This window comes from Candidatus Enterococcus moelleringii (genome assembly GCF_017377575.1).
GTDB lineage: Bacteria > Bacillota > Bacilli > Lactobacillales > Enterococcaceae > Enterococcus_A > Enterococcus_A moelleringii.
The window spans coordinates 26,717-51,174 of record NZ_JAFREM010000028.1; the positions used below are offsets into that span (position 1 = coordinate 26,717).

23 protein-coding genes and 2 other annotated features are annotated in these 24,458 nt (G+C 42.3%); of the genes, 14 read left to right on the forward strand and 9 right to left on the reverse strand.

From position 1 onward, the window contains the following. Positions 1 to 203: 203 nt before the first annotated feature. Positions 204 to 2,807 (reverse strand): bifunctional acetaldehyde-CoA/alcohol dehydrogenase, encoded by a 2,604-nt coding sequence (gene adhE / locus JZO70_RS16855; protein ID WP_207674837.1) that lies wholly within the window; start codon positions 2,805 to 2,807, stop codon positions 204 to 206. Between the two features lie 485 nt (positions 2,808 to 3,292). On the opposite strand from adhE (JZO70_RS16855), the gene tgt reads away from it, so the two are divergent. The 5 genes from tgt (at position 3,293) to JZO70_RS16880 (ending at position 9,129) form a co-directional block, all read left to right on the forward strand. Continuing rightward, positions 3,293 to 4,438, forward strand: coding sequence for a tRNA guanosine(34) transglycosylase Tgt (gene tgt, locus JZO70_RS16860; protein ID WP_207674838.1), 1,146 nt, complete (start codon positions 3,293 to 3,295; stop codon positions 4,436 to 4,438). A gap of 83 nt (positions 4,439 to 4,521) precedes the next feature. Continuing rightward, positions 4,522 to 4,866, forward strand: coding sequence for a preprotein translocase subunit YajC (yajC, locus tag JZO70_RS16865; protein ID WP_207674839.1), 345 nt, complete (start codon positions 4,522 to 4,524; stop codon positions 4,864 to 4,866). A gap of 304 nt (positions 4,867 to 5,170) precedes the next feature. Then, the gene (gene adhE / locus JZO70_RS16870; protein WP_207674840.1) at positions 5,171 to 7,774 is read left to right on the forward strand and encodes a bifunctional acetaldehyde-CoA/alcohol dehydrogenase; all 2,604 of its coding nucleotides are present in this window, start codon (positions 5,171 to 5,173) and stop codon (positions 7,772 to 7,774) included. A gap of 131 nt (positions 7,775 to 7,905) precedes the next feature. Continuing rightward, positions 7,906 to 8,400 (forward strand): hypothetical protein, encoded by a 495-nt coding sequence (locus JZO70_RS16875; protein WP_207674841.1) that lies wholly within the window; start codon positions 7,906 to 7,908, stop codon positions 8,398 to 8,400. 36 nt (positions 8,401 to 8,436) lie between these two features. After that, positions 8,437 to 9,129: an aspartate/glutamate racemase family protein gene (locus JZO70_RS16880; RefSeq protein WP_207674842.1), complete on the forward strand. Its 693-nt coding sequence runs from the start codon at positions 8,437 to 8,439 to the stop codon at positions 9,127 to 9,129. 180 nt (positions 9,130 to 9,309) lie between these two features. On the opposite strand, the gene fni is transcribed toward JZO70_RS16880, so the two are convergent. The 4 genes from fni to mvk are packed head-to-tail and all read right to left on the reverse strand — an operon-like array spanning position 9,310 to position 13,361. Continuing rightward, positions 9,310 to 10,353 (reverse strand): type 2 isopentenyl-diphosphate Delta-isomerase, encoded by a 1,044-nt coding sequence (fni, locus tag JZO70_RS16885; protein WP_207674843.1) that lies wholly within the window; start codon positions 10,351 to 10,353, stop codon positions 9,310 to 9,312. Next, positions 10,353 to 11,435: a phosphomevalonate kinase gene (locus JZO70_RS16890; RefSeq protein ID WP_207674844.1), complete on the reverse strand. Its 1,083-nt coding sequence runs from the start codon at positions 11,433 to 11,435 to the stop codon at positions 10,353 to 10,355. Before JZO70_RS16890 ends, fni begins: the two co-directional genes overlap by 1 nt. After that, positions 11,432 to 12,424 carry a diphosphomevalonate decarboxylase gene (gene mvaD, locus JZO70_RS16895; RefSeq protein ID WP_207674845.1) on the reverse strand — a complete coding sequence of 331 codons (993 nt, stop codon included), beginning with the start codon at positions 12,422 to 12,424 and terminating at the stop codon, positions 11,432 to 11,434. The genes JZO70_RS16890 and mvaD overlap by 4 nt, the downstream gene beginning before the upstream one ends. Next, on the reverse strand, positions 12,417 to 13,361 hold the full coding sequence (gene mvk / locus JZO70_RS16900) for a mevalonate kinase (RefSeq protein WP_207674846.1): 945 nt from the start codon (positions 13,359 to 13,361) through the stop codon (positions 12,417 to 12,419). The genes mvaD and mvk overlap by 8 nt, the downstream gene beginning before the upstream one ends. A 253-nt stretch (positions 13,362 to 13,614) precedes the next feature. Between mvk and JZO70_RS16905 the strand changes: the two genes are divergently transcribed. The 3 genes from JZO70_RS16905 (at position 13,615) to JZO70_RS16915 (ending at position 16,280) form a co-directional block, all read left to right on the forward strand. After that, complete coding sequence (locus tag JZO70_RS16905; RefSeq protein ID WP_207674847.1) at positions 13,615 to 14,271, forward strand: deoxynucleoside kinase; 657 nt, start codon at positions 13,615 to 13,617, stop codon at positions 14,269 to 14,271. Positions 14,272 to 14,440: 169 nt separating this feature from the next. Next, positions 14,441 to 15,346 (forward strand): magnesium transporter CorA family protein, encoded by a 906-nt coding sequence (locus JZO70_RS16910; protein ID WP_207674848.1) that lies wholly within the window; start codon positions 14,441 to 14,443, stop codon positions 15,344 to 15,346. Positions 15,347 to 15,359: 13 nt separating this feature from the next. Continuing rightward, complete coding sequence (locus JZO70_RS16915) at positions 15,360 to 16,280, forward strand: mechanosensitive ion channel family protein (protein ID WP_207674849.1); 921 nt, start codon at positions 15,360 to 15,362, stop codon at positions 16,278 to 16,280. A 4-nt stretch (positions 16,281 to 16,284) separates the two neighbouring features. On the opposite strand, the gene JZO70_RS16920 is transcribed toward JZO70_RS16915, so the two are convergent. Further along, entirely contained in the window at positions 16,285 to 17,340 is a 1,056-nt protein-coding gene (locus tag JZO70_RS16920; protein ID WP_207674850.1) for an FUSC family protein, read from the reverse strand. A gap of 169 nt (positions 17,341 to 17,509) precedes the next feature. Next, positions 17,510 to 17,640 (forward strand) — a sequence feature (ribosomal protein L20 leader region). A 39-nt stretch (positions 17,641 to 17,679) separates the two neighbouring features. On the opposite strand from JZO70_RS16920, the gene infC reads away from it, so the two are divergent. The 6 genes from infC to JZO70_RS16950 all read left to right on the forward strand — a co-directional run bounded on the left by infC (position 17,680) and on the right by JZO70_RS16950 (position 21,835). Then, a complete protein-coding gene (gene infC, locus JZO70_RS16925) occupies positions 17,680 to 18,204 on the forward strand; it encodes a translation initiation factor IF-3 (RefSeq protein WP_207674851.1) in 525 nt (174 codons plus the stop codon). Positions 18,205 to 18,295: 91 nt separating this feature from the next. Next, positions 18,296 to 18,496 carry a 50S ribosomal protein L35 gene (gene rpmI, locus JZO70_RS16930; protein ID WP_207674852.1) on the forward strand — a complete coding sequence of 67 codons (201 nt, stop codon included), beginning with the start codon at positions 18,296 to 18,298 and terminating at the stop codon, positions 18,494 to 18,496. 63 nt (positions 18,497 to 18,559) lie between these two features. Next, positions 18,560 to 18,919, forward strand: coding sequence for a 50S ribosomal protein L20 (rplT, locus tag JZO70_RS16935; protein WP_207674853.1), 360 nt, complete (start codon positions 18,560 to 18,562; stop codon positions 18,917 to 18,919). 167 nt (positions 18,920 to 19,086) lie between these two features. After that, positions 19,087 to 20,019 carry a cysteine synthase A gene (gene cysK, locus JZO70_RS16940; protein WP_207674854.1) on the forward strand — a complete coding sequence of 311 codons (933 nt, stop codon included), beginning with the start codon at positions 19,087 to 19,089 and terminating at the stop codon, positions 20,017 to 20,019. Next, positions 20,020 to 20,269 (forward strand) — a binding site (T-box leader). Between the two features lie 59 nt (positions 20,270 to 20,328). Beyond that, on the forward strand, positions 20,329 to 21,147 hold the full coding sequence (locus JZO70_RS16945; protein WP_207674855.1) for a MetQ/NlpA family ABC transporter substrate-binding protein: 819 nt from the start codon (positions 20,329 to 20,331) through the stop codon (positions 21,145 to 21,147). 442 nt (positions 21,148 to 21,589) lie between these two features. Further along, the gene (locus JZO70_RS16950; protein ID WP_207674933.1) at positions 21,590 to 21,835 is read left to right on the forward strand and encodes a GlsB/YeaQ/YmgE family stress response membrane protein; all 246 of its coding nucleotides are present in this window, start codon (positions 21,590 to 21,592) and stop codon (positions 21,833 to 21,835) included. 394 nt (positions 21,836 to 22,229) lie between these two features. On the opposite strand, the gene JZO70_RS16955 is transcribed toward JZO70_RS16950, so the two are convergent. From JZO70_RS16955 to JZO70_RS16965, 3 genes are all read right to left on the reverse strand, one after another. Then, complete coding sequence (locus JZO70_RS16955; protein ID WP_207674856.1) at positions 22,230 to 22,586, reverse strand: MmcQ/YjbR family DNA-binding protein; 357 nt, start codon at positions 22,584 to 22,586, stop codon at positions 22,230 to 22,232. A 37-nt stretch (positions 22,587 to 22,623) separates the two neighbouring features. Beyond that, positions 22,624 to 23,457, reverse strand: coding sequence for a Cof-type HAD-IIB family hydrolase (locus JZO70_RS16960; RefSeq protein ID WP_207674857.1), 834 nt, complete (start codon positions 23,455 to 23,457; stop codon positions 22,624 to 22,626). Between the two features lie 118 nt (positions 23,458 to 23,575). Then, positions 23,576 to 24,427, reverse strand: coding sequence for a MurR/RpiR family transcriptional regulator (locus tag JZO70_RS16965; protein ID WP_207674858.1), 852 nt, complete (start codon positions 24,425 to 24,427; stop codon positions 23,576 to 23,578). Positions 24,428 to 24,458: the final 31 nt, after the last annotated feature.

Below are 24,458 nucleotides of genomic sequence, written 5' to 3' on the forward strand. Positions count from 1 at the left end.
TGGAAAAAGCCTGATAAAGAATGAACCTTTTTACTGCCATACCGTAAAAACTTCAAAAATATTAGACTTTTGCAAGGTATAACGTAAAAACTCAAATCTTTTTGGCTTTTTTATGGTGTAGGTATCAGTTTACTTATCGAATACCGCAAAAAACAGACGAGCAGCCTTCTTAAGTTGAAGGCGACTCGTCTGTTCGTGTTGGTTTACTGTTTGTAATCGAAGCTGGTAACAATGATTTCTTTCAGCTCGCTGATTAGTGGTTCTTTTGGATTGGCAGTTGTACATTGATCTTCGTACGCCAATTCAGCCATGCGATCCACAGTTGAGTCTAAGACTTCTTGTGTCACGCCTTGTGCTTTCAGATTCATGTCGATGCCTACTGTAACTCCTAGGTCGTAGATAGCTGAGATTAGTGCTTCAACCAATTCAGCAGTTGTATTACCCTTCAAGCCTAAGAACCGTGCAATGTCTGCATAGTCTGTGTCAGCTCGGAAGAAGTCATATTTAGGGAACATCGCATGTTTTTGTGGATCTTTGGCATTGTAACGGATGATATGAGGCAATAGAATTGCGTTCGTACGTCCGTGTGGAATACCGTATTCTCCACCAATTTTATGGGCTACTGAGTGACAGATTCCCAAGAAGGCATTGGCAAAGGCCATACCTGCCATCGCAGATGCGTTATGCATTTTTTCTCTAGCTTCTGGATCAGCAGTTTTCACTGATGTTTCCAAGTAGTCAAAGACGATCTTGATTGCTTGTAAGCTTAGTCCACGTGTGTAATCAGAAGCCATTACAGATACATAAGACTCGATTGCGTGAGTTAATACGTCCATACCAGTATCGGCTGTGATTGAAGCTGGCACTGTTACAACGAATTGTGGGTCAATGATTGCCACATCCGGAGTCAACGCGTAATCAGCTAATGGATATTTCACGTGTGTTTCGCTGTCTGTGATAACGGCGAACGGTGTAACTTCGGCACCTGTACCAGAAGTTGTTGGAATACAAACCAATTGAGATTTCACTGGTTTTTGAATTCCGTAAGTCCGTTTGCGGATATCCAAGAATTTTTGTTTCGCGCCAAAGAATGAAGTATCTGGGTGTTCATAGAACATCCACATGCCCTTAGCCGCATCCATTGCCGAACCGCCACCAAGACCAATGATTGTATCCGGTTGGAAATCAACCATACGTTCTAAGCCTTTGTAAACAGTGTTGGTTGAAGGGTTAGGCTCAACTTCTGAGAAGACTTCTACTTTCACGTCATTGCCACGGCGATTCAAGACTTCAGTCACAGTGTCAGCATAACCGAATTGAACCATTCCTGGATCACAGACGATCATAACGCGTGAGATGTTTTCCATCTTCGTTAGGTATAATAGAGAGTTCTTTTCAAAGAAAACTTTCGGTGGTAATCTAAACCATTGCATATTTTTTCTCCGTTTCGCGATTGTTTTGACGTTCAACAAATCAAGTGCAGATACGTTATGAGAAACTGAGTTCTTACCGTATGAACCACAACCAAGAGTTAATGATGGAACTAATTCGTTGTAGATATCACCGATACCACCTTCAGAAGATGGTGTGTTTACTAAGATACGGCAAGCCTTCATACGCATACCAAATTGTAATTGCAGATCTTCATCCTCAGAATGAATTACCGCAGTATGGCCTAAACCGCCAAGGTCTAACATTGCTTCACATAGGTCAAAGCCATGTTCAGTACTGTTTGATTTCACCATTGCTAAGACTGGAGAAAGTTTTTCGCGAGATAATGGATAATCTGGTCCAACGCCGTCTAATTCAGCAATTAACATCTTCGTACCAGCTGGAACCTTGATGCCTGCTTGTTCAGCAATCGCAATAGCAGAGAAACCAACAATCGCAGGGTTAACCGCGTATTTGCCTTCGTTCATTACTACTGCTTCAAGTTTGCCAAGTTCTGATTTTTTCACGACATAGGCTTGATGTGCTTCGAATTCTTTCTTCACTTCTTCGTAGACTTCTTTATCCACAATAACCGCTTGCTCAGAAGCACAGATCATGCCGCTGTCAAAGGTTTTAGATAAGAATAAGTCATTAACTGCGCGTTTAATTAAAGCAGTCTTTTCAATGTAGGCAGGTACGTTACCAGGTCCTACACCTAAAGCTGGTTTACCAGTAGAGTATGCTGATTTAACCATTGCGCCGCCGCCTGTCGCAAGGACAACTGCTACGCCTGGGTGATTCATTAAGCCTTGTGTTGCATCTAATGATGGATGTTCAATCCATTGGACACAGCTTTCCGGAGCGCCGGCTGCTACTGCTGCGTCACGAATAATACGTGCTGCTTCGGCAGAACATTTTTGAGCGCTTGGATGGAAGGCAAATATAATTGGATTCCGTGTTTTAATAGCGATTAGGGCTTTGAAAACGGTGGTTGAGGTTGGGTTTGTAGTAGGTGTTACCCCGCAAATAACGCCAACAGGCTCTGCCACTTGGATCAAGTGTCGTTGCTTGTCTTCATGAATGACGCCTACGGTTTTATCATGTTTAATGTTGTTCCAAATGTACTCTGAAGCATACATGTTTTTAATCGCTTTGTCTTCGACGATGCCGCGACCTGTTTCTTCAACAGCCATTTTAGCCAATAACATATGTTTGTCTAATGCTGCCATTGCCATTTCATGAACAATGTGGTCAACTTCCTCTTGTGTGAAGCTCAACATAGTCTTTAATGCTGCGTTACCTTTTGCCGCTAAGTCGTCAATCATTTGTTCCACGTTGATTGTTTCTTTCTTAGCCTTTTCCGTTGATTTAGCCATTTGTTTCCTCCTACTAAATATTTTTTACAAACTAATCATAGGCCAAAAAAAGCCTCGTGTAAACGTTTTCTGAATATATTTTTCTTTTCACAAACGAGTTCAAATTATGAAATAACAGCTGTGAACTAATTGGTTTGTAATCGTTTTCTTATCTAATTCCATAAAAACGAGCAATAGCAAGGATCGCTGAGCCGTTTTATTCAGATTATGAATTTAAGATAATAAAAATGAGAAAAAACTTTTTGAAAACTTTTTTGTTTTTGCTGGATTTTATGAAAAAGGTAACAAGCGGTTTAATTAGAAATTAATGACAAAGCATACTATATAAATGAGATCAATTCTCATTTAGAGCGCAATTGTACAAATGACTGGTATAAAGGTAAACGATCGGTAAAGAGCACGGTAGAAAGTTGCAAAAGCCCCCTAAAACCAGTATGATGATACATGTTGTAAATCCATACATATCAAGGAAAGTAGGAAGATAAATGACACAACCTGCAATTTCTTATCGTTTAATAAAGAAGGAAAAGCACACCGGGGCACGCCTTGGTGAAATCATTACCCCTCATGGCACATTCCCGACACCGATGTTTATGCCAGTTGGCACATTAGCGACGGTGAAGACCATGTCGCCAGAGGATCTGAAAGAGATGGGCGCCGGTATTATTTTGAGCAATACCTACCATTTATGGCTGCGTCCAGGAGAAGACCTGGTTGCTGAAGCAGGCGGCCTGCACAAATTCATGAACTGGGATCAGCCGATTCTAACCGATTCCGGCGGCTTCCAAGTGTTCTCGCTAGCTGATATGCGGAACATCGTTGAAGAAGGGGTGCACTTTAAGAACCATATTAATGGTTCGAAAATGTTCCTGTCACCAGAAAAAGCGATAGATATTCAAAACAAATTAGGCTCAGACATTATGATGAGCTTTGACGAATGTCCTCCATATAATGAAAGCTACGATTACGTGAAGAAATCGGTGGAACGGACATCACGTTGGGCAGAGCGAGGCTTGAAGGCTCATGCCAACCCAGATACTCAAGGCTTGTTTGGGATTATTCAAGGGGCCGGCTTTGAAGACCTGCGTCGTCAAAGTGCCAAGGATCTTGTCAGCATGGATTTCCCAGGTTACTCAATCGGTGGTCTGTCGGTGGGCGAAACAAAAGCTGAAATGAATCGGGTATTGGACTTCACTACGCCATTGATTCCAGAAAACAAACCACGTTACTTGATGGGTGTCGGTGCAGCTGATTCCTTAATCGACGGTGTGATTCGCGGCGTGGATATGTTTGACTGTGTATTGCCAACTCGGATCGCTCGTAACGGTACTACTATGACCTCACAAGGTCGTTTGGTTGTCAAAAATGCTAAGTTTGCTCGTGACTTCCGTCCGTTGGATGAAAATTGCGATTGCTACACTTGCCGCAATTACAGCCGGGCTTATATCCGTCATTTGATTCACTGTGACGAAACTTTTGGTATTCGTTTGACTTCTTATCATAACCTGTATTTCTTGATCAATTTAATGAAGCAAGTTCGTCAGGCGATTATGGATGACAACCTGTTGGACTTCCGTGAAGCATTCTTTGAAGCCTATGGTTTTAACAAAGAAAACGCAAAAAGTTTCTAAAAAAAGACCCAAAGTACTAGTTTAAGTCTGTTAACTTTGTTACAGTATTCAGTGACTATTAGAATGTGAGGGGAATAAAAAACATGGGAAGCTTTCCAATGATTTTGATGATCGTGGTTATGATGGGGTTATTCTTTATGATGAACCGCGGTCAAAAGAAAGAGCAACAAAAGCGTCAAAACTTATTAGATTCAATGAAGCCAGGGGATAGTGTTGTCACTATCGGCGGCCTGCACGGAGTTATTTCTGAAATGAACAGTGCAGACAAAACCGTGACTTTAGACTGTGAAGGAATTTTCTTAGTCTTTGATCGCGCATCAATCCGTACGGTAAAACCTACAGCATCAGCTACTGCTGCACCAGTTGAAGAAGCTGAAGCAGTAGAACCTGAAATGATTGATCCAGAACCAACTGAAAAAGAAGACTAAACCGTCTATTAACAGGCAGCAAGCAAGCGTAACAGCTTACTTGCTGTCTTTTTTTGAGCTTTTAAAACTAGATTATCCAGCTATTGTTGTGAAACATTGAATTAAATAAGGCTTGCCATTTTAAGCAAGTTGTGATTTTTTTAAGAATGAAAAATGTCACACAAGCCTTGATCTAAGCACATTTGTTAAAGAATAAAAAGGTGTGAAAAAAATCACAAAAAAGTATTTACAAACTCTTGCACCTGTTGTATGATGTGAATGTGAATAAATTAACAAATAATTTTATGTTATTAGGAGGACTCACATGGCAAAAGCAGTTGAGAAAGAAACAAAGGACACGATCAATGTTGAGCAAATGATCGATGCAATGGCAACTAAAGCAAATGTAGCTTTAGACGCAATGGCTGATTTCGATCAAGAAAAAGTTGACCATATCGTTCACGAAATGGCAATGGCAGCACTAGACAAGCATATGATGTTGGCAAAAATGGCAGTTGAAGAAACTGGCCGTGGGATTGTCGAAGATAAAGCGATCAAAAACATGTATGCGTCAGAGTACATCTGGAACAATATCAAACATGATAAAACTGTTGGTATTATCGGCGAAGACAAACAAAAAGGTTTGATCGAAGTCGCTGGACCTGTCGGTGTTATCTGTGGGGTTGTACCAACAACTAACCCAACTTCAACAACTATCTTTAAAGCGATGATTGCTTTGAAAACAGCAAATCCAATCGTATTCTCATTCCATCCATCTGCACAAAAATGTTCAGTGGAAGCTGCACGTATCGTTCGTGACGCTGCGATTGCTGCTGGAGCTCCTGAAAACTGTATCCAATGGATCGAAACACCATCGATCGAAGCAACACAAGGCTTGATGAACCACCCAGGCGTTGCAATTGTTTTAGCAACTGGTGGCCCAGGCATGGTTAAATCAGCTTACTCTACTGGTAAACCTGCGCTAGGTGTAGGTGCTGGTAACGCGCCTGCTTATATTGAAAAAACTGCGAAAATCAAACGTGCAGTCAATGACTTGTTCGTTTCTAAAACTTTCGATAACGGTATGATCTGTGCTTCTGAACAAGGAATCATCGTTGATAAAGAAATTTACGACGAAGTAAAACGCGAATTCGAAGCGCATCAAGCATACGTTGTGAAGAAAAATGAATTGAAAAAATTAGAAGATGCTGTAATGAACGAAGGCAAATACGCAGTTAACCCTGCGATTGTTGGACATTCAGCAATGGATATCGCACAACGCGCTGGCATCAAAGTTCCTGAAGGCACTAAAATGCTGATTGCTGAACTAGATGGCGTTGGGGCAGATTACCCATTATCTCGTGAAAAACTTTCTCCAGTTTTAGCTATGGTTAAAGCAAACAGCCAAGCAGAAGCACTTGATATGTGTCAAGGCATGTTAGAGCTAGGCGGTTTGGGACATACTGCAGTTATCCATACTGAAGATGAAGACTTGCAAGTGAAATTTGGTTTGCGTATGAAAGCTTGCCGTATCTTAGTAAACACGCCATCTGCTGAAGGTGGTATTGGTGATATCTACAATGAAATGATCCCATCATTGACACTTGGTTGTGGTTCATACGGTAAAAACTCTGTATCTAAGAACGTATCTGCTATTAACTTAATCAATGTTAAAACTATAGCGAAACGGAGAACGAATATGCAATGGTTTAAATTACCACCAAAAATCTTCTTTGAAAAGAACTCTTTGTTATACCTAACTAAAATGCAAAACGTTGAACGCGTTATGTTGGTTTGTGACCCAGGTATGGTTCAATTCGGCTATGCTGACATCGTTCGCGAAGTATTAGGTCGTCGTAAAAATGATGTGAAGGTTGAAGTCTTCTCAGATGTTGAGCCTAACCCTTCAACTAACACAGTTTACAAAGGTCTAGAAATGTTTAACGATTTCCAACCAGATACAGTTATCGCACTAGGCGGCGGTTCTGCAATGGATGCTGCTAAAGGCATGTGGATGTTCTTTGAACACCCAGATACTTCATTCTTTGGCGCTAAACAAAAATTCTTGGATATCCGCAAACGTACGTACAAAATTGCTGATCCTAAGAAAACGCAATTTGTATGTATCCCAACTACTTCTGGTACTGGTTCTGAGGTTACTCCGTTTGCCGTTATCACTGATAGCGAAACACACGTGAAATACCCATTAGCAGATTACGCGTTGACTCCAGACGTAGCGATCATTGACTCTCAATTTGTTATGACTGTGCCACCTTCAGTAACTGCTGATACTGGTATGGACGTATTAACTCACGCAATTGAGTCTTATGTATCTGTAATGGCATCTGACTACACTCGTGGATTGAGCTTGCAAGCAATCAAGATCGTCTTTGAAAACCTTGAAAACTCAGTTAAAACAGCTGATCCAGAAGCACGTGAAAAAATGCATAACGCATCTGCAATGGCAGGTATGGCCTTTGCCAATGCTTTCTTAGGAATTTGTCACTCAATCGCTCACAAGATCGGTGGAGAATACGGCATTCCTCACGGACGTACGAACGCAATTCTATTGCCTCATATCATCCGTTACAATGCGAAGGATCCGCAAAAACATGCAATGTTCCCTAAATATGACTACTTCCGTGCTGATGCAGACTACGCTGACATCGCGAAGTTCTTAGGTCTTAAAGGCAACACAACTGCAGAATTAGTGGATGCATTGATCAAAGCAGTTTACGATTTAGGTACTACAGTTGGTATCGACATGAACTTGAAAGCACAAGGTGTGACTCAAGAAACATTAGATTCTACAGTGGATCGTATGGCTGAATTGGCTTACGAAGACCAATGTACAACTGCTAACCCTAAAGAACCATTAATCAGCGAGCTGAAAGAAATCATCGTGACAGCTTACGATTACAAAGCATAATCAAGTCTTTAGAAACCGGTCTGAATCTCAGGCCGGTTTCTTTTTTTTATTTAAATTTGATCGCATGGATTGTTCTATTTTCTAAAACAGGATAGACTGGTGTTAGTGGAAGAAAAGAGGGACGGACGCCAGTGGAAAAGCTAACACGGGAGATTCGAGAACTCAGCCAAACGAACGCCGAATTGGCCTCTTTAAGCGAGTTTTTAACGAGTCAAAAACAATTAATGAATAAAAAAGCCGCGCAGATTTTTATCTTAGATTTGCGGGATTATGTAGAAGCTATAGAAGTGGTTACACAATTAGTACCGACAGTGGATGTCGAGGAGCGCGAAACGAGAAAAATCAACAGCCTGCTAACCAAGGAATATGAACTGATCAAATTAATTCAGCGGGATTTTAACCGCTTGCTGAAGGCTCAAGGAGAAGAGGTTCAACTATTTGATCGGAATGCCGAACAAATCAGAGCACTGGTTCAACGACTGGATGATCTGCATATTTTGAATCAATTCCTTTTACACGACAATTTGGTCTTTCAAGGAATGATCAATACGAAAGAAACATCAGGTAATGTCCGGGTAGGAACTAAGAAGAAAAACTTTTGGCAGAAGCTGTTGCGCAGAAAGTAAAGTACAGGTGTGATGAATTAACACGGGGAGACAAACATGAAAACAATCGGGTTGTTAGGTGGTATGAGCTGGGAAAGTACAGTCACCTATTATACGTTAATCAATCAAGGGATTCATCGCAAGCTGGGTGGCTTGCATTCAGCTAAGATTCTATTAGCCAGTGTCGAGTTTCAGGAAATTGAAACCTGTCAGGCCCTAGGAGATTGGGAAAAAAGCGGTGATATTTTAGCTGATTATGCCAAAGGCTTAGAAGCTGCTGGAGCCGATTTTCTATTGATTTGTACCAATACGATGCACAAGGTAGCACCGCAAATTCAGGCGCAGCTGGGGATTCCGATTTTGCACATTGCCGATGCGACGATTGAGCGGCTGCAGCAAGAAGGCATCACCAAGGTTGGTCTGTTAGGGACTAAGTACACCATGACCCAGGATTTCTATAAGGAACGGATTATTGAACAAGGCATTGACGTCTTGATTCCGAATGAAAAAGACGTAGAAATAGTAAACAAGATTATTTTTGATGAGCTGTGCTTGGGAGAAATCAAGGAAGCTTCAAAAGAGCAGTATAAAGCAATTATTGCAAAATTGCAGGCGGCGGGTGCACAAGGGATTATTCTCGGCTGTACCGAGATTGGCCTATTGATTCAGCAGGAAGATGTAAAATTGCCATTATTTGATACCACGGAGATTCATTCTGCGGTAGCGGTGGAAAAGGCTTTAAACGAATAAAAGAGGAAAAACCTATGCTTTTTAAGCAGCGGTTTTTCCTCTTTTTTGCTCTTTTGTTGTCCGGCTTCCCAAACTAACTTTGTCGACAATAAGCGAAAATATGGAGAAACTTGAGGAGCAGTTTATCCATATTTTAGTCTTATTGCTCCAAAGCTGGGCGAGTTTGCGAAGCCTTTCTTATTATCGAGTGGCCAATTTTCTTAGGTCAATGCCTCGCAGCTCTGCCCAATCTTTTGGTGCACCAGTGATGATCAGCTGGTTTTTCTGCACATCTTTGGTAGTGGCTTTGCCGGTTAGGGCATACAGCGTACGCAGCTGCGCTTTCCAGTCTTCCACCATTTCAATGGTAGCATCGACACCGTCAGACATTACAGCGTTTAGGATCGTCCCAGAGATGCCTACCGCGTTAGCTCCTAAGCTGACTGCTTTGAAGATATCAAAGGCATCTCGGACACCACCAGATGCTAATAAAGTCACATCATCCACAAAAGGCTGTGCCTCTAGTAAAGAAATCACGGTTGATTGACCCCAGTCATTCAAATAAAACAGTTCATGGCGTTTCCGCCGAGAATTTTCAATTTGAGTAAAGCTGGTACCGCCGCGACCAGAAACATCCACAGCTTGGACACCTAAGTCCAACAGCTTTTGAATCGTTTCGTGAGCCATGCCGAAGCCGACTTCCTTTACGATGACCGGCACATCCACCGCTTGAATCGTTTCACGAATATTGTCTTCCCATAGTTCAAAGTCATGTTCACCCTCAGGCATTACCAGCTCCTGGGGAACATTGATATGAATTTGAAAAGCATCAGCTTGCAGCAAATCGATCATCTTCTGAGCATCCTCTGCCGAACGACCGGCGCCCATATTAGCCAGCACTAGGCCATCAGGGTTTTCTTCTCGGACAATCGTATATGAATCCGCCACGGAAGGATCTTTCAAAGCCGCTGAAACTGAGCCGGTCGCCATCATTAAGCCGGTTGCCTTGGCAACCATCGCCAGCTGCTGATTAAAGACTTTGGTTTTTTCACTGCCGCCAGTCATGGCGTTAATGTAAAAGGGCACTTCCAGTTCAAGGCCTAAAACCGAAGTCGACAAATCAATCTGGTCATCGGAAATCGAAACTAGCGATTGATGAACAAAGGAGACAGAGTCAAAGTCATTTTCTTTTGGCTTATGCTGCTGGGCCTTAGCCAGCAACAGGTGTTCATCTTTGCGATTCATTAGTTAGTTTCCTCCGTAAAATGGTAGACATGCAGTGGTAGTGGGGTGATTCCCGCTTTTTCCCACGAACTCATCAAAGGTAAAATCCCTGCGCGTTTGTCAACGATCACAATGCCGCAATCGCCGCCGCCAGCGCCAGAAGATTTCGCGGCCCCTTCATATTTTTCAGCTAGGTCATTTAAGACCTTCAGCTGTTGCGTTTCAATCGATACGTTACTGAAAGTCGTTAGTTGATTTAATAGCCCACGATTTTTGCGAATCATGGCTTGAATTTCAGCTATGTCTTCGTGCTTGAAGCCTTCGATCATTTGATCGACACAAGCTTTGCTGTCAGCCAAGAATTTTTCGTAGGCTGCCGCTTTTTCTTCTCGTGACTGATGGACTTGGTCCACCAAATCAGAAGTCGAAGCCGGGCTGCCGGTCCAACCGATCAATAGACGCAAATCATCCGGTGCCTTCAATGGTTCAATCCGCAGACTAGGCCATTCGCTTTCAATAATCGTAGACAAGTTTTCCTGCTCCAATTTTTCCAGCAGCCAGTCATGGTCAAAGGTAGAAAAGGCAATCCAACCGCCATAACAGCTGGCTGCGATATCGCCACAAGAGCCGTTGCCTTGAACATTCAAGTGAGCTAATGTAGCTAATTTGAATAGTTCCAGCTGAGACAGCTGCAAATCGTAAAAAGCATTCAAGGCCTTCACAGTGGCTACCGTTACCGCACCGCTGGAACCTAGGCCGTATTTACGACCGTTAGAATTATCCAATTCACTGGTGACCTTCAAATTAAAGAAAGCCAGCTTCTTGCCTTTTTCCTGGGCATAGCGTTCGGTGAAATGGATCGCTGCCAGGATGTAATGGAAAGGATTATCCCGAATATTTAACACCAATTCGTTGTTCTGACGCGTCCAACGAACCGGCATATCACTGTATTGAGCCGATTGGATACTGCCGCTTTTTTTGGCAGCCTCAATCGAGACGTTAATAAACTGATCAATCGCTACGATAACAGCTGGGTGACCAGCTTCGACTACGGCATATTCGCCAGCAATATATAATTTACCAGGAGCTGAAACTTCAATCATGCTTCTACTTCCTTCGTCTGTATTTTGATCCCAGGCCCGGCATGGGCGGTGATCAATTGGTCTGCTGCAAAATGTTCCGTTAATTTAGCAACTAAAGCTGCTTCATTTTTTCGTTCTACCAGAATTTTAACGTTAGGACCGGCATCCATGGTGAAGTAGCAGGCCAAACCTTCATTGCGGAATTGCCGCACGAGATTCATCACTCGCATACTTTCCGCAGACCAGTAAGTAAATGGAGGAACGGCTGCTAACGTCGTGCCGTGCATTTTCAGTGCACTGGCTTCGGTAACTTCTCCTAGGGCTTGAAAATCCTTCCCTTGGATGGCTGCTCGCGCTTTTTCCAAATCTTGTGGCACGGTAGCTAACCAGCCATCGTAAAAGGCAGAAGTCTCAACCGTGCGCTGCATACCGTCGCGGCTGGAAACATCTTTTTGATGGTCATTAACGACTACGAATACCATACTTAAATCTGCTTCGAAATCGTCTGAAGCAATTGGAACCGCATAAGAGGTCTCATCAGAATTGCCTTTTTGCCATTCTGCAAACCCGCCATAAACGCTGCGGCTAGCAGAACCAGATCCACGACGGGCCAAGCGGGATAATTCCCGCTCATCCAAAGACAAGCCTAAAGCGGCACTGGCTGCACCTGCTAAGGCTGCCAGACCGCTCGCTGAAGAAGCCAGCCCAGCTGCTGTCGGGACGAAATTTTGACTGTCCACTTTGGCAAATAGCTGACTTTGTGCTTTATTGCGAATTAAATCCAAAAAGCGGCTGACCTTAGCCGTCGCTTTTTGGTCTTGTAATTGCTGATCTAAATAAAACTGATCCTCGGTGTATTCCGAGGAAAAGGTAACGGATGTTTCGGTGTAGAAAGCATCCAGTGTTAATGACAAACTATTATTCATTGGCAGGATCAGCTCTTGATCAGCCTTCCCCCAATATTTAATCAACGCGATGTTGGTGTACGCTCGCGCGTGACCTTTATACATGTGCATATACCCCTAACCCTTCGATCCACGTATCTCGTGCACCAGCATCCAGTAAAATCTGCTGCAGGCGACGTCCGCGTTCTTCATTTTCTGCTAATGCAATCATACACCCGCCACGACCGCCGCCAGTCAACTTCGCACCCAACGCGTGATTGGCTATGGCAGTTTCAATTAAATGGTCCAAGGCATAATTGCTGGTTCCCAACGCTTGTAAATGTATCTGTGCCCGGTTCATACATGCACCCAGCACGTCCGGTTGATTCAATGAAATAGCCTGCTGCGCCTGTTTGGTTAATTGACCTAGTTGACGAATGCGTCCGCCAGTTTCCAAACGACTTGTCTCCATTAAAGTGGCCACATCTTTTACGGCTTTACGGGTTTGTCCCTTGTGCCCAGTATCAGCCACTACCAAGAAGGCGTCCATGTTTAATTGGAACGGCTGAAAATCCAGGCCTTTTTGATAAAGCAGCGGTTCGGTTCCGCTAATCGTTGCAGCATCAATACCGCTAGGATTGCCATGAGCCACTTTTTCGGCTTGGTTGACAAATAATAAAATATCTTCCTGATTTGACGGCAACTCCAGCCAGTCAAAAAAGGCGCGTGTAATCGATACAGCAACGGCTGCACTGGAACCCATCCCTCGTTCAGCAGGAACTGTACTTTCAATTGTTACGTAAAATGGCTTCGAAATGGCAAATTGACGAATCAGCTGCCACAGCAAAACAGTCACATTTTTCATCGAGTGAGGAGCTTTGGCTAATGGACCATGATAGAAGCTTGATTCAATCCATGATTCATTTCCATGATGAAAGTGGACGGTAGTAGTAATACCAGTACCGGAAAAAGGAAAAGCGATGGCCGGTTCTCCGTAGACTACGGCATGTTCTCCCATTAAGATGATCTTTCCGCTGGCATGTCCTTGACCAATGGTTTTCATTCAAAAAACTCCTTTTTTACCCTAAAAAAGATTTTTCTTCTGTATTCAATCTCTTCTATTTTACTCAGAGTAAACAAACAAGTAAATGAATCCGTCGAAAAGTTTTATAAATTGAACTATTTTTTAAACATTCATTGACAAGCACTGTAATGTGTGATTAAAGCTTTTTTTGTTGACGACACCAGATATTGGGGGTATATTAGTAAATGTTGAAAAAAAGCACCACATTTTGTATGAAGTGAGTTGGAGGTAAATGAGCGTGATTGTATTAGCAGGTACTATTGGAGCCGGAAAATCCAGTTTGACTGCGATGTTATCAGAACATCTAGGCAGCCAAGCTTTTTATGAATCAATTGAAGACAACGAGGTATTGCCATTATTCTATGCAAATCCTGAGCAGTATGCCTTTTTGCTGCAAATTTATTTTTTGAACAAACGTTTTGAAAGTATTAAAAAAGCGATGCAGGATGACAACAACGTGTTAGATCGTTCCATCTATGAGGATTCATTACTGTTTCATTTGAATGCTGATTTAGGTCGAGCAACTGACACAGAAGTGAAGGTTTACGATGAGTTGTTAGACAATATGATGGAAGAATTGCCTTATGCCGCCCATAAGAAACATCCGGATTTGTTGGTCCACATCAAAGTTTCCTTTGAAACCATGCTGGATCGGATCGAAAAACGCGGCCGTGAATATGAACAGCTAAGCTTTGATCCTAGTCTGTATGACTACTATAAAGAATTGAACTATCGCTACGACCAATGGTATGAAGACTATAATGAAAGTCCTAAAATCCAAATCGATGGCGACAAGCTGAACTTTGTGGAAGACGCCGAAGCACGGGACATCGTGCTGCAATTGATTGATGAAAAAATTGCTGAAGTCCAAGAAATTTCAGTCATCTAGTATAATAGAAGAAAACGCTCAAAAGGTCCGGTTGTTGGCTGGATCTTTTGGGCGTTTTTTTGTTTAGACAGTTTAATCTAAACCAAGCTGAGAATTGATTTCTTCAGCTTTTTTTGTGCATTCTCTTTTCTACTCATTTATAATAGAAGAGATGAGGAGGCGAAAAAGCATGGAAACGCGAAAAACATTCAACCAAGGGCTGTGTACTTGGATCAATATTGATTCTAAAGATCCAGAAGAAATTGCCCGCTTAAAAGAGACGTATCATATTAGCGATGAAATGCTGACGTATTCTCTGGATAAAAATGAACGTGCCCGAGTGGAATATGACCCGCTGGATCAGGCGTTACTGGTCATTTACAATGTGGCTCATTTAGAAAAGACCGATAATCATTACGAAACCAGTCCAATGGCCTTTATTATGAAGGACCATCATGTTTTTTCCTTTATCTCTGAAAAGACCGAATATGTCGTGGAGCTGATGAACAATGTGTTGAAGCGCGATCCTCAGCAGAGCACGGCTAGTTTGCTTTTCCATACGCTATTTTTGATTTCCGACTACTATTTCCCCAATATCGAGGAAGTAAACAGTCAGCGAATTCGTTTAAATAAAAAACTGCGGGAAAAAACCACCAATAAAAATTTACTGGAGCTTTCCGATTTGGAGATCGGTTTGGTTTATTTGGTGACCGCTACGAAGCAAAATGTCGTTTTGCTGGAGCAGATCAAAGCCCAAGGATTGTTTTCGAGTTTCACCGATAAGGAAAAAGAAGAACTGGATGATGCCTTGATTGAGGCCAAGCAAGCGGTAGAAATGACCAAGCTGGCTAGTGAAATTTTGGATCAGCTTTCTGGTACCTACAACAACTTATTGAACAATAACCTGAACGATACTATGAAAATTTTGACGATTTGGTCCTTATTGTTGACGATTCCAACGATTGTGACCGGCTTCTTTGGCATGAACATGCCCCTGCCCTTGGAACACTCCGAGGCGGGATGGATCATCTCGCTGTTAATCAGTTTGGGACTTTCTGTCTGGCTGATTGTCGTTTTGTGGCGGAGAATACGGTAAGGAGGCTTTAGTGATGGATCAGTCGCTGAACACTTTTTTTCAGAATTTAGCTGAGGATATCCAGGGGAATATTAATGATTCGCGGGATCTTACCGGGAAAGTGGTTTTGTCGGTGGGATTAGTCCTGCTGCTGATTCTTTCGGAGCGATTGGTTCGCTTTGTGGTCAGACATCTGGTAGATAATTTGAAAGCCATAAATGTTCTAACCAGCGTCAGTGCCTATTTTTTGCGGATTGCTTCAGCGTTGTTACTGGTGCGCATTTGGGTAAATGCCCTGGATTTCTTGCTAGTAATTCTGCTGGTGATCGGCGGCTTCGCATTACTCTCGCTGAAAGGCTTGTTTGCAAATCTAGTCGGCTGGTTCTTGATTATCAACAAGCATCCCTTTAGAGTCTATGATCGAATTGAGATCGATGGGGTAAAAGGGGAAGTCATGAAGATTCGGCCCTTTTACTTCGTCATGATGGAGTTGAGCAACTGGTTTGATGCCGAATCACCCACGGGACGGACCGTCAGGATTCCCAACAAGCAGGTCTTGGAAGAACCCTTGTTCAATTACAACGAACTGACGCCCTATATCTGGAAGGAAATTAAGTATCTACTGACGTATCAAAGTGATTGGGAAGCGGCTTTGGAAATTATGGAGACGGAAACGAATGCTTATTATCAAGAATTTTTGAGGCAAAATTTCGAAAACGAAACCCAGCGGCAAGCAGCATTTAAAGAATTCGAGTTGTTTGATGGCGACCCCGATCCAGTGACGATTATGGATGTACAGGATCGCGGCATTGAGGTGAAGATTCGCTATTTGGTCTTTTACAAAGATGGAACGGCTGTCCAAACGCAGCTCCATCAGAAAATACTGAAAAACTTCCAAGCGAATCCTCAGATTCAACTAGTCGGCAACACAATAGCAATAGAAAAAACCGAGTAGGCGGCTACTCGGTTTCTTTGTCAAAAGTTTCGTGTAAATCGAATTTTTGATTGTAAAACTTCAATCCAGTGGTCATAATCCAAGCCGCCGCCAATCCCAGCAAGCTGCCTAAGACAATTCCTAAGAACCGGTATTGAATCAGTGAATACAAATATTGCTGACGGACCAGCATAGAAAGCATTAAGGACATCGGTGTGGTGAAAAACTGGGCAATCGCGTAATTGCGTCGGACGAAAAATTCCACCGTTACAAACAAAGCAGTGATTACTAACAGTGTTTGAAATACGGTAAATGGCAAATTAAGCAGTCCAGCTGCGATAACTAAACCGACTAATGTGCCGAAAATACGTTGAATATTCCGATGCAGCATCGCTCGCAGGTTGTCGCCTTGCAAAATGGCCGCACAAGAAACCACCAGCCAATAAGGATTTTTCAGTTGCAGTCCCATACTCAGATAAACCGCAAAGAACAAGACACAGCTGTAAAACAAGCTGTCGATCAGTACTGCTGGATCGTCACTCAGGCGTTCCTTCAAGCTTCTTTTTGGTTCAATTTGTGGTGTGCGCTTATCAAAGAAATGCATTAAAAGGCCAAAGATGATCGCAAAACAAACGCCAATAAAGAAGTAAAAGCTCATTACCGGAATTCTATGTAGTGGAATCTGAGTACTGGCGCCCATCGCAGAAACCATTACAATAAAAAAGGCCCCCGGTTTGGCAATCCCATACAAACGGAAGAAAAAGCGGCCGATCAAGCCGACTAACGCGACAAATAAAGGTGCAGTCCAATGCCAATGGGTAGAAAGCATGCCGACGAAATTTCCGGCCGTCAGAAAAGTACCGATTAAAGTCAAACGAATCAGCAGCTGTTTTAAGGGTAATGGTTGGTAGTACAAAAAGGTGAAAATTCCTAACGAACCAAAGCTGGCGATGGCAAGCTGGTTAGTGAAGTAGCCGGTGAAGAGCACGCTGAGCATACAAAGCCCGGCACCAATCAGCCGTATGTAGGAATCTTTTGGTTGGTTATAGCGAATCAATTCGCGGAAAAACGATTGTTCCAAGGAATCACTTCTTTCTATGTATCTATTCAATTTTGCAGGAACGTTTTAGATTCTTATTTAGCTTAGCATATAAAAGTAAAGAAAACCAAGCGATATTTTCTGAAAACCAGCATTTTTCCAAAAAACGTTTGACTTCTTCAGTAATTTTCTGTATACTATAAAAGTTGAGAAATGAAAGCAGAAGCACCCGCTTCTCGCCTTAGTTGATAGATATCACTGGGCTAGATAGTTAATGACTTGTCTTGTAGATAAGTATGGCTAAGTTGCGGGTTCATTACGAACTCGTTTTTTTTGTGCCAAACTGCGGCTTTTATTTTCTCTCAAAAATTTTGGAGGTGAATGACCATAGCAAAGGATATGATGGTTAACGACGGCATTCGTGCACATGAGGTACGTTTGATTGGACAGGACGGCGAACAGCTAGGTGTTAAGTCTAAAGCTGAAGCTTTAAAGATCGCTGAACAGGCGAACCTTGATGTTGTTCTTGTAGCTCCAGGTGCGAAGCCACCAGTAGCGAAGATTATGGACCACGGCAAGTATCGTTTTGAGATGCAGAAGAAAAACCGTGAAGCTCGTAAAAAACAAAAAGTGATTAACATCAAAGAAGTACGCTTAAGCCCAACAATCGATATTAACGACTTTAATACCAAACTTCGTAATGCACGTAAATTCCTGGAAAAAGGCGATAAAGTGAAAGCTTCTATCCGTTTCAAGGGCCGTGCCATTACCCACAAAGAGATTGGTCAGAAAGTTCTTAATCGCTTAGCTGAAGAAACAGATGATGTTGCTACTGTTGAACAGAAAGCGAAGATGGACGGACGTAGCATGTTCTTAGTGCTTGCACCGAAAGAGAAGAAAGACTAATAGTCAGCAAAATATTTTGAGGATGCTTGTTCAACTTTTACATTTCATGTAGTTGAACGGTATGCCAAACGAAATGTAGGAGGAAATTAAAATGCCAAAACAAAAAACACACCGCGGTTTAGCAAAACGCGTAAAACGTACTGGTGGTGGCGGACTGAAACGCTTCCGTGCCTTTACTAGTCACCGTTTCCACGGCAAAACTAAAAAACAACGTCGTCAATTGCGTAAAGCACGTATGGTGTCATCAGGCGATTACAAACGTATCCGTCAACAACTTGCTCGCATGAAATAATTGCAGCACCTAGCTTTACAAAATCAATTTAAAATTCAACAGAAACATTAGGAGGAAATATACATGGCACGTGTTAAAGGTGGAACAGTAACTCGTAAACGTCGTAAAAAGACACTAAAACTAGCTAAAGGTTACTACGGTTCTAAACACACTCTATTTAAAACAGCTAAAGAACAAGTAATGAATTCATACAACTACGCATACCGCGATCGTCGTCAGAAAAAACGCGACTTCCGCAAATTGTGGATTGCTCGTATCAACGCTGCTGCTCGTATGAATGGCTTAAGCTACTCAAAATTAATGCACGGCTTGAAACTAGCTGGTATCGAAATCAACCGCAAAATGTTAGCTGACCTAGCTGTACATGACGCAACTGCTTTCACAGCTCTTGCTGACCAAGCTAAAGATTCATTAGCTAAATAGTTTTTCTAAACTTTCATCCCCGCTCACTTGAGCGGGGATTTTTTGTGTTTATCTATCAAAAAAACTGATAACCAGGTATCAATAATAGCTATTATCCAGACAGATTTCTCCATGATACAATTACCTCAATCGAAATCACTATTATAATAGAAGAAAAGAGGCGCAATATGGGGAAAATAGTCAATAATATTCTGGAATTAACCGGAAACACACCAATTGTTAAATTGAATCACGTCGTACCTGCGGGAGCTGCAGATGTGTATGCGAAGCTGGAATTCTTTAATCCGGCAGGCTCAGTTAAGGATCGCATTGCATTGGCAATGATTGAACAAGCTGAAAAGGATGGCCATTTGAAACCAGGTGGAACCATTGTCGAACCAACTTCCGGCAATACTGGTGTCGGCTTAGCTTTTGCTGGAGCTGCTAAAGGTTATCATGTGGTGATCGTTTTGCCAGATACTTTTTCCATTGAACGACGCAAGCTGATCCAAGCCTATGGGGCAGAACTGGTTCTAACTCCAGGAGCGGATGGGATGAAGGGCGCGATCGCTAAAGCGAAAGCCTTAGCTGAAGAAAACAATTGGTTCTTGCCGATGCAATTTGACAACTTAGCCAATCCAGCGATCCATGCAGCAACCACCGGCAAAGAAATCATTGAGTCCTTCGAATCAGAAACCTTAGATGCGTTTGTTGCAGGCGTAGGTACTGGTGGAACGATTACTGGAGCCGGCGGGGCACTTAAAGAAGTTTATCCGGAAATCGGGATTTATGCAGTGGAGTCCGCTGAATCACCAGTCCTATCCGGTGGTGACCCTAGTCCGCATAAAATCCAAGGAATTTCTGCAGGCTTCATTCCAAGTATCCTAGATACGGATATCTATCAAGAAGTATTGCAAGTGTCCAGTGACGATGCTATTCAAACTGCTCGTACTGTCGGACAAAAAGAAGGGATTCTAGTCGGCATTTCCAGCGGTGCAGCGATTCACGGTGCGATTGAAGTAGCGAAACGATTAGGTGAAGGCAAGAAAGTCTTAGTGGTTGTACCCGATAATGGTGAACGCTACCTGTCTACCGTTCTTTACGATTTCCCAACTGAATAAACAAATGCAATGAAAAGAAAAGTACATGTAAGAATTGCAGTCAGAGAGCTCCGGTATGCTGAAAAGGAGTTGCAGGACTTAGGTGGAAAATGGTCTTTGAGCAAGGACAGATGAGAGCAATCAAGTTTGTCACGGAAGTGCCCGTTATCGCACCGCGGAATGCGCAACAAGCAAGTTCCAGCAGAGGTTATTGCGGTAACGCAATAATAAAGTTAGGTGGTAACACGGAAGTAAAGCTTTCGTCCTAAGTGTAGTTTCTACATTTAAGACGAAAGCTTTTTTATTTACTAAAAAATGGAGGATGACAAAATGAAAAAAAGAATTTGGTTAGCAATTGCAGCAGTAGTAACGTTAGGTTTGGCAGGGTGTAGTGAAGGCAATAGTACCGAACAAACGGAAACCTTGGTGGTAGGGACGATGCCTACTCCCCATGGAGAAATCCTGGAGCACGTCAAACCATTGCTGGAAGAAGAGGGAATCAATCTAGAAATCGTAAATTTTGATGACTACATTTTACCTAACAAAGCCTTAGCGGATGAAGAAGTGGATGTGAACTATTTCCAGCATGTTCCTTTTCTAAATGAGGCCATCGCGGAGAATGATTACGACTTTGTCAGTGCTGGGGCCGTTCACGTGGAACCGATGGGCCTTTACTCGAAGAAAATTCAAGACATTAAGGATTTAGCAGATGGAGCCACGATCATCACCTCTAATTCGATACCCGATTGGGGCCGCATTTTGACTATATTGCAGGATGCTGACTTGATCACTCTAAAAGAAGGCGTTGATCCAGAGACAGCAACCTTCGAGGACATCGACCAAAATCCGAAAAATCTGGAGTTCAACCATTCAATAGACCCGGCGCTATTAACCAGCACCTACAACAACGAAGAAGGAGATCTAGTCGCAATCAATGCCAACTTTGCTTACGGAATCGATCTGAATCCAGTGAAGGATGCTCTGTTGCTGGAAGGCGACAACTCCCCTTACGGTAATGTCCTGGCCGTTCGTTCAGAAGACGCTGACGATGCGCGAGTGCAAAAGCTGGTGGAGGTTTTGCATGACGATGAGGTTCAGGACTGGATTCTAGAGAAATGGGACGGATCGGTGAAGCCGGTGGAGGAGTAAAGAAAGAGCTCGTTGACGTGATGCTGTCTAACTATGTAAACTTAAATTGATGCTAGAAGTCCCTGCTCCCACCGAGCAGGGACTTTTCTATTTCCATTGATCAGCGAAGGTCAAAATCTCAATAGATGTTACTTTAAAAGCTTTAATTTGCAAAGTTATGTTCAATAAAAAAGAAAAAATTGCAGCTAAATGAAAGCAGATTTTTTGCAAAAAATTAAGGAAGCGTCTAAGCTATAACTAAGCATGCATGTTATCAAAAGTATTTAATCGATCATAAACAAAAGTAAAACAGGACCTGTTTATTAACGATTTAGCAATTGGACTTTTCTGATCAGAAGTTATTGCTAGCAATGAAACACCTGCAGGATTTATTACCCTTGTCGACTAGTCTAAAGGAATGAAAGCAGTAGATAGTTTTACAATTAATCAAAGAAAGTGAGTGATAGATATGATTTGGTCATTAATAGTAGGCGGTGTAATTGGAGCGGTTGCTGGAGCAATTACTAGTAAAGGTGCTTCAATGGGAATCATCGCAAATGTTGTTGCCGGCTTAATTGGTGCTTGGTTAGGTCAAGCATTATTCGGTACATGGGGCCCTGCTTTAGCAGGAATGGCAATTGTCCCTTCTATTATCGGGGCAGTTATTTTAGTAGCTGTTGTCTCCTTCTTATTTGGAAGAAACAGGTAGCAGGTAATACACAACTTAGCGCATAGGGGCATTCCGAAAAAGGTTTCATTTGATAGGTCTGCCTGTAGTTTGAAGTAAAAACGTATAAATCAACTCCTTTAATTGTCAAAAGTTAAAAAATTGGTGGGCAATTGGGAAAATGTGCGTAGCGTTGCAGTATCTTTTCCAAGGTTAGAGCTGTTGTGATGAAGAAGTATGAAGTTATGTTAACGAATGTTGCCTATAATTTTTCTCAAGATAAAGAAGCATTATGGCAGTTAAATAAAAGGTGAAGCACCGAAAGTATCGAAACTAACGCTTAAAATATACGGTGCGCTAAGAATAGAAAAAGAGGCACGGAAATCTGAACAAAGCGTTCATATTTCCGTGCCTTTTTTGATAAAACATTCAGTTATTACTGAGTCATCAGAAAGCTGTCATGAAGTAAATCAATGATTTCGCTCTTTTCAACCGAGCCGTCAAGTCTGATCGTCAACCAATGCTCCTTGTTCATGTGGTAAGCGGGGAGAAAGCCTTCTTTGTGCTTCAATAGGGCAACAAGTTCAGGCGGAGCTTTAATCACCAAGATTTCTATCTTGCCAGACTCAGCTAATCCCAGCTGTATTTTGTTCACTTGCATAATCAGGCCGTACCATTTGGTATTGCATTTATGACGCAATACCGCGTAGTCGGGAAATTTTTTAAAAGGATAATCAGTTTGAGTATTGTAAGTGTCCAGTGCATAGGATAAAATTTCTTCTTTTAAAGACATGGTTCAGCTCCTTCTAAAGAGAGGACTATGGCGCAAATTACAGCATTTGATTCAGCATATGCGCAATGCCGTCCTCATTATGGGAAAGGGTCACGTGATCAGCAGCTGCTTTTAATTCCGGTACGGCATTGTCCATCGCGACCCCTTTGCCTGCGTAACGAATCAAGGTAATATCATTGTGCCCATCGCCAAAGGCTGCGACATCCTCGGCCGCGATGCCCAGCGGTTTTAATACAGTGTCCAAGGCTTTGGCTTTGTCGATTCCCTGGGCAGTGAATTCAAAATAAAAATCAGCGGTGAAGACACAATTCAGCGAATCCTTGAAGGGAGCCATCATTTCCTGATGATGTTCTGCTAAATATTCTGGCTCTCCTGCAGTAAGAATTTTACTGATGCTGCTATCTAAGAAAGCTGCTAAGTCTATAATTTCACACAGCTTGTAGTTGCCGCCCCGGGACTCATACTCAATGATATTGATTTTGCTTCCTTTATAAGTAATATCGCAGTTGTATACATCATTCACGTACATGTAATCGTCTTTGTCGATCATTACTTTTACATCAAATTTCTTCATGTGTTCAAGGACTGCTTTGCCCTCTTCTAGAGTCATTGATTGATTAAACAGTTCGTCACTTGTCTGACAGTCAATTACTTTTGCTCCGTTGTAAGACACCAGTAACCCATGATGCTTTTTCATTTCCAACTCTTCCGCAAAATTTAACATGCTTGCTGTCGGCCGGCCGGAAGCCAATATTAGTTTAATGCCTTCTTCCTGTGCTCGAATCAGCATGGCTTTGGTTGCTGGGGTAATTTCTTTTTGATCATTTAACAAAGTACCGTCAATATCTAAAACAATTGCTTTAATCGTCATGTTGGTTCTCCTCTTTTTGCTAAAAGTATAACAAGAAAAGAGCGCAATAGGACTGTTGTCAGCTACTTTGAAAAATCTTTTTCAAAAATCCGCCAGATGATGCCAGCTAGTGGAAGCTTTATCTCAATTTCTTGTTCATCTTCTTGTAGTTGGTAATTTTAAAATCAATATTTCGATCGTAATCATGATTGAAATAGACCGCATACAAGGTATCTAGGATCATCAACAAGGACATTCTCGTGGAAAAGGAAGAAATTTTGTCATAATGATTTTCAATGGAAGCCATATAGATTTTGTGGGCAGCGTATTTTGCCAAGGGATTATCCTGAGCGGAAGTAATTAAGACAATGGGCACTTGATTCTCATGCAGAATTTTGACTACGTCATTAAGGGTTTGGCCTCTGCCGCCGTAAGAAATAACCAAGGCTGCGTGCTTTTCGTCACTATTGGCCGCAGAGAGTCGCTGTATATAGTCTTCTTCGGGAACGTTGACTAAGACACCGATTTCCTGCATTTGAAATTTGAAGTTTTGGGCGAAAAACAGATTAGCTGAAGCAGCATAGATATCAATGACCTGGGCATCAAGCAGTACTTGAACCGCAGTGACTAACGCCTCAGGATCAGAAAAGTTCAAGGTTTCGTCAATCGTTCGCTGGTAAATCTTGCTTAAATTTTCCGTGATTTGAAAGGGTGTATCTGATTCTAAAATCGGATAATCATAGTCAATATCCGTCGAGGCTTCAGCAGTTCGTAAAGTAGACGCCAGCTCCACTTTCAGTTCACCCATACCGGTGAGACCTAGTTTGTTGATTAAGCGATAGACAGTAGCTACAGAAACAAAAGCCGCTGCTGCCAAGTCCTTCGGTTTGAAGGAGAGCGTATTTTTAGGGTTAGCCAAAATATAGTCTGCCAATACTTTTTCATTATTGGTTAGTTCTGTCAATTCAGTAATTTTGGTTAGAAGATTCATGAGGTATGCCTTTCTCTCAAGTATTAATGAG

Excerpts from the sequence above, each read along its gene's own strand:
- cysK (WP_207674854.1), top strand. The coding sequence starts at position 19,087 with ATGGGGAAAATAGTCAATAATATTCTGGAATTAACCGGAAACACACCA.
- mvk (WP_207674846.1), bottom strand. The coding sequence starts at position 13,361 with ATGAAAACCATTGGTCAAGGACATGCCAGCGGAAAGATCATCTTAATG.
- JZO70_RS16960 (WP_207674857.1), bottom strand. The coding sequence starts at position 23,457 with ATGACGATTAAAGCAATTGTTTTAGATATTGACGGTACTTTGTTAAAT.
- JZO70_RS16905 (WP_207674847.1), top strand. The coding sequence starts at position 13,615 with ATGAGCGTGATTGTATTAGCAGGTACTATTGGAGCCGGAAAATCCAGT.
- infC (WP_207674851.1), top strand. The coding sequence starts at position 17,680 with ATGACCATAGCAAAGGATATGATGGTTAACGACGGCATTCGTGCACAT.
- JZO70_RS16915 (WP_207674849.1), top strand. The coding sequence starts at position 15,360 with ATGGATCAGTCGCTGAACACTTTTTTTCAGAATTTAGCTGAGGATATC.
- fni (WP_207674843.1), bottom strand. The coding sequence starts at position 10,353 with ATGAATCGCAAAGATGAACACCTGTTGCTGGCTAAGGCCCAGCAGCAT.
- JZO70_RS16910 (WP_207674848.1), top strand. The coding sequence starts at position 14,441 with ATGGAAACGCGAAAAACATTCAACCAAGGGCTGTGTACTTGGATCAAT.
- tgt (WP_207674838.1), top strand. The coding sequence starts at position 3,293 with ATGACACAACCTGCAATTTCTTATCGTTTAATAAAGAAGGAAAAGCAC.
- adhE (WP_207674837.1), bottom strand. The coding sequence starts at position 2,807 with ATGGCTAAATCAACGGAAAAGGCTAAGAAAGAAACAATCAACGTGGAA.
- rplT (WP_207674853.1), top strand. The coding sequence starts at position 18,560 with ATGGCACGTGTTAAAGGTGGAACAGTAACTCGTAAACGTCGTAAAAAG.
- JZO70_RS16880 (WP_207674842.1), top strand. The coding sequence starts at position 8,437 with ATGAAAACAATCGGGTTGTTAGGTGGTATGAGCTGGGAAAGTACAGTC.
- mvaD (WP_207674845.1), bottom strand. The coding sequence starts at position 12,424 with ATGTATAAAGGTCACGCGCGAGCGTACACCAACATCGCGTTGATTAAA.
- yajC (WP_207674839.1), top strand. The coding sequence starts at position 4,522 with ATGGGAAGCTTTCCAATGATTTTGATGATCGTGGTTATGATGGGGTTA.
- JZO70_RS16955 (WP_207674856.1), bottom strand. The coding sequence starts at position 22,586 with ATGTCTTTAAAAGAAGAAATTTTATCCTATGCACTGGACACTTACAAT.
- adhE (WP_207674840.1), top strand. The coding sequence starts at position 5,171 with ATGGCAAAAGCAGTTGAGAAAGAAACAAAGGACACGATCAATGTTGAG.
- JZO70_RS16890 (WP_207674844.1), bottom strand. The coding sequence starts at position 11,435 with ATGATTGAAGTTTCAGCTCCTGGTAAATTATATATTGCTGGCGAATAT.
- JZO70_RS16965 (WP_207674858.1), bottom strand. The coding sequence starts at position 24,427 with ATGAATCTTCTAACCAAAATTACTGAATTGACAGAACTAACCAATAAT.
- JZO70_RS16945 (WP_207674855.1), top strand. The coding sequence starts at position 20,329 with ATGAAAAAAAGAATTTGGTTAGCAATTGCAGCAGTAGTAACGTTAGGT.
- rpmI (WP_207674852.1), top strand. The coding sequence starts at position 18,296 with ATGCCAAAACAAAAAACACACCGCGGTTTAGCAAAACGCGTAAAACGT.